Below are 8,018 nucleotides of genomic sequence, written 5' to 3'. Positions count from 1 at the left end.
CGCGGGCGCATCGCCACACCCACCTCAACACGGCACCCACAGCGCGGGCGCATCGCCACACCCACCTCAACACGGCACCCACAGCGCGGGCGCATCGCCACACCCACCTCAACACGGCACCCACAGCGCGGGCGCATCGTCGCGGCCACCGGCGCGCCGGTCACCACGGGGCCGACGTACACGTCGGGGCCGCCCGGTCCGCGGGCCCTCACCGAGCCCGCGCCCGGGGCTTTCGCCGTCCCCGAGCCCGAGACCTTCGCCGGGCCGGCGAGCAGGACCGCGCGGTCACTCGTCCTCGCCCCGATCATGGCCCGCACGACCGGCGGCGCCTCGACGGCGGCGCCGCCGTGCACCTCGCCGGGCGGGCCGTCCGCCCGGAGCCCACGGAGCGGACGGCACCGTCGCGGACCACTGGCCTGCCATCGAGTCCACCCCGGGGCTTCAGGGCGGCTTCATCCGGGAGTTCTGGGACCACGGCATCCTCCAGCGCGTGAGCGACGGCAGAGCGCCCGGGCGTGTGAGCTCCGGGCGGTACGCAAGTGGTGTCGCCGCGCCCGGTCACCGGTGGGCGTACGGCGGCGGCTTCGGCGAGGTGGTCCACGGCGGCGCGTTCGTCGCGGACGGCGTGGTCTTCCCCGACCGCCCGCCGGAGCGCGCGCCGTACGCGCGCCGGGAGATCGCCGCCCCGGTGCGGATCCGGTGCTACCGGCACGAGGGCATCGTGCTCGCCAACCACCAGCACGTGCACGGCCTGGACTGGCTGGCGGGCGAATGGGAGCTGTCCCTCGCCGACGGCCGTACGCTGACGGCCCCGGCCGACCTGCCCGATCTGCGGCCGGGGCAGACGGAGGCGGTGCCCCTGCCCTTCGCGGTGCCCCGTGACGGCGGCGAGGCGTGGCTGACGGTGCGCGTGACCACGGCGGAGCACCTGCCCTGGGCAGCACCGGGTACCCGGGTGTGCGTCTCGCGGGTGCGGCTACGCCCCGCCGCCGCACCCACGCCGACCACCGACACAACCACCCCCACGACCACCCACGGACCCGACCTCACGGCCTCCCCCGGTCCCGACATCGTGGCCTCCCGCACCCCGGCCCCCTCAGCTCCCCGCCCCACCCCCGCAGGCGTCCCGCGCCGGAGTCGGCCACTGCGCGTCGTCTGACTTCCCCACGCCTCCTCGCCCACGTCGCCCCCGTCGCCCGTGTCGCCCCTGCCCCCTTCACGGAGCCCACGTGTGCACTTCAGCCGACCACCCCGAGGACCACACCGCCCAGGCCGGTGCCGGAAGACGCGGCTTCCTCAGGGCCACCGCGCTGCTCGGCGCCGCGGCCACCGCCGGGGGCGGGACGCCACGCGCTGCCGGGCGTCGCCGAGGCGGCACCCGGCAGCGCGTGCGGGGCGCCTCCCTGGACGGCAACGGTGACCCGTGGGCGGACACGTGGTTCTATTCCAACCCCGTGTTCGTCGACGTCGTATCCACCTGATGTGACGTCACCTCTTGGCTCTCACCGGATTACTGGGGGTTTCCGGTCCCCGCGCCGTGGTGGCGCGGCGCGGGGACCTTCAGACCCTTCAGCAGGTGCCGGAGGCGGGCTTGCCCGCGAAGCGGTCGCCGAGCCAGGCGACCGAGTCGTTGACCGCCTGCCCGTCGCCGAGGAGGTGGTCCGCCGGGTACGAGGTCCACGTGGTGTCGACGCCCGCGGCGCAGTAGGCGCGGCGGGCGGCGTCGGCGACCTCGGCGGGGATCACCTCGTCCAGGGCGCCGCGGTACTGCAGGACCGGGAAGCCGATCTCGTAGCGGGCCCCGGAGCCCGGCCGGCCGACGTCGACGCCGAGCCGGTTGGCGTCGACGGCCTGCCCCCAGGTGGTGCCGTCCGGCCCGCTGAGCGCGAGGATCTGCTTCATGGTGAGCCGGTCCTTGGTGTACTGCTGGAACTGGGTGCCCACGAAGCGCGCGACGGTGCCGACCGCGCACAGCGACTCGGCGTCCTGGAAGGCCTTGCGGCCCTGGTCGTCGAGGAGATCGGGCAGCGGCATCTCCGGGTGGGTGAGGATCATGCCGATCACCGCGTCCACCAGGAATCCGGCGAACGCCCCGCCGTCGAGGTGGAGTGCCTCCGCCCGCAGGTCGGCGGGTATCCCCCCGGACGCCGAGCCGACCACCTTCAGCTCCGGGGCGTAGGACCGGGCCAGTTGCGCGGCCCACAGGCTTCCGGCACCGCCTTCGGAGTAGCCCCAGATGCCGACGGGCGCCTCGGGGCTCACCCCGCTGCCCGGCACCCGGGACGCGGCGCGTGCCATGTCGAGGACGGCGTGTCCGGCGTCGGGCCCGGAGACGTACGGGTGCACCTGGCCGTCGAGGTAGCCGGCGCCGTCGGTGGCGGCGACGGCGTAACCGGCCTTGAGCAGCGCGGAGATGTTCGGGCCCTCGTAGGCGTCCTGGTACTGGCCGGCGAGTTGTTTGGAGAAGGCGCACTGCGGTCCGATGCCCAGGGTGCCGGGCACGAACGCGACCAGCGGCCGCTGTCCGGGTCCGGGCCACGGGGCGCGCGGTACGACGACGGTGCCGGCCACGGCGATCCGCCGGCCCCGTGCGTCGGTCGACCCGTACTGCACCTTCCAGGCGGTCAGCGGGGTGCCGTTGCCGACCATCGGCAGGGAGTCGGCCTCGCGGCAGGCGACGACCTCGCCCGGTGCGGCGGTCGCGGGGAGGGGGGCCTGGTAGATCGCGGCGTCCGGGGCGGAGCAGACGGGCTGCTCACCGGCCGACGCGGTCACGGTGGGCACGGTCAGCAGACCGGAGATCAGGGCGCCGGTGCCGAGCAGGGCGGCTCTTGTCGGCAGCGGCTTCCTCGACGGGTGTGACATCGACTCAGACGTCCCTTCTGAGTTCAGCGGTGGGGGGGGATGAACCTACGGCCGCGTAGGTTACGGATGAGTAGGTAGACGCGCATAGTCAACCGCGGACGAAGTGCGGGCACTCGAACCGCACGCCGATGACAACGCCCACGGCGGTCGCGCAGAAGCCCACCGCGACCATGCGCCGGGCGAGAAACGCACCCCGCACGGAGATCCCGGAAATCTCCCCTTCAAGCGCTGAACTCGCCTGCCGACAAAGGAGTTTGTATTGTTTCAAGGCTTGACGACCGGAGGGGCTGAGAGCACATTGGCGGGCGCACCAACCGCGTGAGAGCGCTCCCATGACTGCTCTCACAACCCCAGCGGGCGCACTGGAGCGGCCCACCCCGCGCATCCCCTCCGTACCCGAGAGGCACCCCCCATGAGTGAACCCTTCGGCACCCCCTCCCCCACCCGTCACAGACGGCGTCCCCTCCGGCGGGCGCTGGTCGCGGTTCTCGGCACGCTCGCTCTCGCGGCGGCCGCCGCCACGGCGGCGACACCGCCCGCGAGCGCCTCCGCGCCCACGCCGCCGTCCGGCTGGACGCAGGTCTTCCTGGACGACTTCAACGGCCCCGCCGGTTCCGGCGTCGACACGGCCGACTGGCAGTACGACACCGGCACGTCGTATCCCGGCGGTGCGGCCAACTGGGGCACCGGCGAGGTCGAGACGATGACCGCCGGCACCAGCAACGTCGCGCTCGACGGCAACGGAGACCTGCTCATCACCCCGCGCCGCGACGCGGGCGGCAACTGGACCTCGGGCCGTATCGAGACCAACCGCACCGACTTCCGGCCCCCGGTCGGCGGCAAGCTCCGTGTCGAGGCCCGCATCCAGATGCCCAACGTGACCGGCGCCGCCGCCAAGGGATACTGGCCGGCGTTCTGGATGCTGGGGGCGCCCTATCGCGGCAACTACCAGAACTGGCCGGGCGTCGGCGAGCTGGACATCATGGAGAACGTCCAGGGCCTCAACACCGACTGGGCCACCATGCACTGCGGCACCAACCCCGGCGGCCCCTGCAACGAGACGTCGGGCATCGGCAGTTCGACGTCCTGCACCGGCACCACCTGTCAGTCCGGCTTCCACACCTACGCCATGGAATGGGACCGCTCGACCAGCCCCGAGGAGATCCGGTTCTCCCTCGACGGCGTCGACTTCCACACCGTGAAGGCCAACCAGGTCGACGCGACGACCTGGGCGAACGCCACCGACCACGGCTTCTTCGTGATCCTGAACGTGGCGATGGGCGGCGGCTTCCCGGCGGCGTTCGGCGGCGGCCCGGACGGCGGCACCGAGCCCGGCCACCCGATGGTGGTGGACTACGTGCAGGTGCTGCAGTCCTCGGGCGGTGGCGGCGGCACCACGCCTCCGCCCTCCGGCAACCGCGACGCCTACGGCGCCATCCAGGCCGAGTCGTACGACGGCCAGTCCGGCGTGATTCCCGAGACCACCACGGACACCGGCGGCGGCCAGGACATCGGCTCCCTCGCCAACGGCGACTGGGCCCTGTACAGGGGCGTCGACTTCGGCTCCACGGCGGCGCACCAGTTCTACGCCCGAGTCGCCAGCGGCGCGGCGAACGGGGTCAGCGGACTGGTCGAAATACGCCTGGACAGTCGTTCCAACGCCCCCGTCGGCAGCTTCGCGGTGGCCAACACGGGCGGCTGGCAGTCGTGGCGGACGGTTCCGGCGAACATCGGGCCGGTGACCGGCACCCACGATGTGTACCTCACCTTCACCAGCGGCCAGTCGGCGGACTTCGTGAACGTCAACTGGTTCAACTTCGGCCACTGAATCCAGCCGGAGGAGCGGACCGTGGTCCTAGTGCCCAGGATGCGCGACTCGCTCGTGGGGCGCATGCCCTGGCCGGCGCAGCGGCAGCGGCAGCCGCAGCCGCAGCCGTCGTAGGGTCTGCCCGGCGGATTGGGGCCTGAGGGTCAGCGCAGCTCCGAGCGGAACGTCACCGGCGTCCGGCCCGTGCGGAGTTGGAAGAACTTGGAGAAGTTGGCCGCGTCGGCGAAGCCCACCGCGGCGCCGACGCGGCCTATGGGCAGGTCCGTGTGGGCCAGCAGACGCTTGGCCTCCAGGACGACGCGTTTGTCGATGAAGCCCTTGGGCGTCTCGCCGGTGGCGGCGCGGACCGCGCGGACGAGGGTGCGGCGGGAGTAACCGAGGGCGTCGGCGTAGGCGCTGACGCTGTGGTTGGTGGTGAAGCCCTGCTCGACCGCGTCGCGGAAGAGGGTGAAGGGCGTCTCGTCCCGGCGCCGCTCCGCCTCCGCCGAGCTCGCCGCGAGATGGGCCAGGCGCAGCAGGAATGCGGTGAGCGAGTGGCGCAGCACCGCGGTGTGCAGGCTCAGCGGCAGCGTCTCGGTGTCCTCGTACTCGCGTTGCAGTTGGGCGAGTGCGGCCCTCAGGCCGTCGCGCTGGGCGTCGCCGGGGTGCAGCAGGGGCGGGAGGTCGTAGCGGTACAGGCCGGTGGCCTCGACGGTGGCGCGGGGCAGGAAGCCGGGCTGCATGGTCAGGACGGTTCCGCGGTACTCGCTGGTCTTCGAGAAGCGGTGGACCTGTCCCGGGCGGATCCACAGCACGTCGTCGGCCAAGGCCTCGTACTCGGCGAAGTCGACCATGTGCCGTACGGGGCCGTGACTGAAGAGCATGACCACGTGGAAGTCGATGCGGTGGACGCGGTGCAGGGGCGCCTCGGCGTGCCAGGTGCGATCGATGCCCATCGGGCCGATCTGCATGCCGACACCGCAGACGCTGAGGTCGACCGGGAAGGGGAAGGTTCTGATCCCGTCACCGTCACCGTTGCCGTCGCCGCCCGGGGCGCCGTCCGCTCCTTGGACGGTTCTGTCCGCTGTGTCCTGCATGTTCTTCTCGTGCCGCCTCGATCGCCCGCCGGGCCGTATGGGCCATCAGTGTGTCCCAGTTTCACCACAGGCTGACGCACGACGACCTTCCCGAAGAAAAGTCAGACTTTTAAGTTCGAACACATCCGGCGCCAACACCGCTTCCTTTGAGGACTTCTTGAAGATGAGCACGCAGACACCAGACCGCTTCGAGTGGACCGACCTCGACCGGCGTGCCGTCGACACCGCCCGTCTGCTGGCGGCCGATGCCGTGCAAAAGGTGGGCAACGGACACCCGGGCACCGCGATGAGCCTGGCCCCGGCCGCGTACACGATCTTTCAGAAGGTGATGCGTCACGACCCGGCCGATCCGGAGTGGACGGGCCGCGACCGTTTCGTCCTGTCCCCCGGCCACACCTCGCTCACCCTGTACACACAGCTGTACCTGGCGGGGTACGAGCTGGAGCTGGACGACCTGAGGGCGTTCCGCACGAACGGTTCGAAGACGCCCGGTCATCCCGAGTACGGTCACACCGCGGGTGTGGAGACCACCACCGGCCCGCTCGGCCAGGGCGTCGCCAACGCCGTCGGCATGGCGATGGCCGCCCGCTACGAGCGCGGTCTGTTCGACCCGGACGCGCCCGAGGGCGAGTCCCCGTTCGACCACACCATCTGGGCGATCGTCTCCGACGGCGACCTGGAGGAGGGCGTCTCCGCCGAGGCCTCCTCGATGGCCGGCCACCAAAGGCTCGGCAACCTGGTCTTCCTCTACGACGACAACCACATCTCCATCGAGGGCGACACGGCCACCGCCTTCTCCGAGGACGTGCTGAAGCGCTACGAGGCCTACGGCTGGCACGTGCAGCGGATCCTGCCCGCGGAGAACGGCGACATCGACGTGGCGGCGCTCTTCACGGCGCTGAAGGCGGCACAGGCCGAGACCGGGCGCCCCTCGATCATCGCGATGCGCACCATCATCGCCTGGCCCGCCCCGCACGCTCAGAACACCGAGGCCGCCCACGGCTCGGCCCTCGGCGAGGACGAGGTCGCAGCCACCAAGCGCCTCCTCGGTTTCGACCCGGAGCGGGCCTTCCAGGTGGACGACGAGGTCCTCGCCCACGCCCGGCGGGCCCTGGACCGGGGTGCCGAGGCACACGCCGCCTGGGACAAGCGGATCGACAAGTGGCGCGGCGCCAACCCGGAGCGGGCCGGGCTGTTCGACCGGGTCGTGACGGGCAGGCTGCCCGAGGGCTGGGAGGACGTCCTGCCGGTCTTCGAGGAGGGCAAGGCCCTGGCCACCCGCGCCGCCTCCGGCAAGGTGCTGCAGGCGCTCGGCGAGGTCCTCCCCGAGCTGTGGGGCGGCTCCGCCGACCTGGCCGGCTCGAACAACACCACGATCGACAAGACGTCGTCCTTCCTGCCCGAGGGCAACCCGCTGCCGGAGGCCAACCCCTACGGCCGCACCGTCCACTTCGGCATCCGCGAGTTCTCCATGGCCGCGGAGATGAACGGCATCGCCCTGCACGGCAACACCCGCATCTACGGCGGCACCTTCCTGGTGTTCTCCGACTACATGCGCAACGCGGTGCGCATGTCGGCCCTGATGCAGCTGCCGGTGACGTACGTGTGGACGCACGACTCCATCGGCCTGGGCGAGGACGGCCCCACCCACCAGCCGGTCGAGCACCTGGCCTCGCTGCGCGCCGTCCCGGGCCTGAACGTCGTCCGCCCGGCCGACGCCAACGAGACGGCGATCGTGTGGGCCGAGATCCTGAAGCGGCACACCACCCGGCCGGCCCCGCACGGCCTCGCGCTCACCCGCCAGGGTGTGCCGACCTACGCGCCGAACCCGGACGCGGCCAGGGGCGGCTACGTCCTGCGCGAGTCCTCCACACCGGTGCCGGAGCTGATCCTGATCGCCACCGGGTCCGAGGTGCAGCTCGCCGTGGCCGCGCGGGAGCGGCTGGAGGCCGAGGGCGTCGGCACCCGGGTGGTGTCGATGCCGTCGGTGGAGTGGTTCGAGGAGCAGCCGCGCGAGTACCGCGACGGCGTGCTGCCGCCGTCCGTCAGGGCACGCGTCGCCGTGGAGGCCGGCATCGCTCTGACGTGGTACCGCTTCGTGGGCGACGCGGGACGCATCGTGTCCCTCGAACACTTCGGTGCCTCCGCCGACGCGGCGACGCTGCTCGCCGCGTTCGGCTTCACCCCCGAGAACGTCGCCGCCGCGGCCCGCGCATCGCTGGCCGCCGCGCGCGGCTGATCCGAACGCG

The 8,018-nt window shown here is 72.2% G+C and carries 5 protein-coding genes and 1 pseudogene; 4 read left to right on the top strand and 2 right to left on the bottom strand.

Translation table 11 applies throughout. The features are described 5' to 3' along the window. Window positions 1-388 precede the first annotated feature (388 nt). Both AB0A61_RS16740 and AB0A61_RS16735 read left to right on the top strand, forming a co-directional pair. Window positions 389-988 (top strand): annotated as a pseudogene (locus AB0A61_RS16740) (beta-galactosidase domain 4-containing protein); the annotation flags it as partial. Window positions 989-1,229: 241 nt separating this feature from the next. Next, window positions 1,230-1,481, top strand: a complete 252-nt coding sequence (locus AB0A61_RS16735) for a hypothetical protein (protein WP_361292270.1) — start codon at window positions 1,230-1,232, stop codon at window positions 1,479-1,481. 88 nt (window positions 1,482-1,569) lie between these two features. On the opposite strand, the gene AB0A61_RS16730 is transcribed toward AB0A61_RS16735, so the two are convergent. Next, window positions 1,570-2,865 (bottom strand): lipase family protein, encoded by a 1,296-nt coding sequence (locus AB0A61_RS16730; RefSeq protein ID WP_361292268.1) that lies wholly within the window; start codon window positions 2,863-2,865, stop codon window positions 1,570-1,572. A 412-nt stretch (window positions 2,866-3,277) separates the two neighbouring features. Here AB0A61_RS16730 and AB0A61_RS16725 point away from each other — a divergent pair, with 412 nt between their 5' ends. Next, window positions 3,278-4,693 carry a glycoside hydrolase family 16 protein gene (locus AB0A61_RS16725; RefSeq protein WP_361292266.1) on the top strand — a complete coding sequence of 472 codons (1,416 nt, stop codon included), beginning with the start codon at window positions 3,278-3,280 and terminating at the stop codon, window positions 4,691-4,693. A 143-nt stretch (window positions 4,694-4,836) separates the two neighbouring features. Here AB0A61_RS16725 and AB0A61_RS16720 read toward each other — a convergent pair whose 3' ends face one another. Then, window positions 4,837-5,769: an AraC family transcriptional regulator gene (locus AB0A61_RS16720; protein ID WP_361292264.1), complete on the bottom strand. Its 933-nt coding sequence runs from the start codon at window positions 5,767-5,769 to the stop codon at window positions 4,837-4,839. 163 nt (window positions 5,770-5,932) lie between these two features. On the opposite strand from AB0A61_RS16720, the gene tkt reads away from it, so the two are divergent. Then, entirely contained in the window at window positions 5,933-8,008 is a 2,076-nt protein-coding gene (gene tkt / locus AB0A61_RS16715; RefSeq protein ID WP_361292262.1) for a transketolase, read from the top strand. Window positions 8,009-8,018 lie beyond the last annotated feature (10 nt).

The organism is Streptomyces sp. NPDC046197 (assembly GCF_040646295.1).
Taxonomy (GTDB): Bacteria; Actinomycetota; Actinomycetes; order Streptomycetales; family Streptomycetaceae; genus Streptomyces.
The sequence above is the reverse complement of the archived record's forward strand: the minus strand, read 5'-3'. Positions and strand labels throughout refer to the sequence as shown.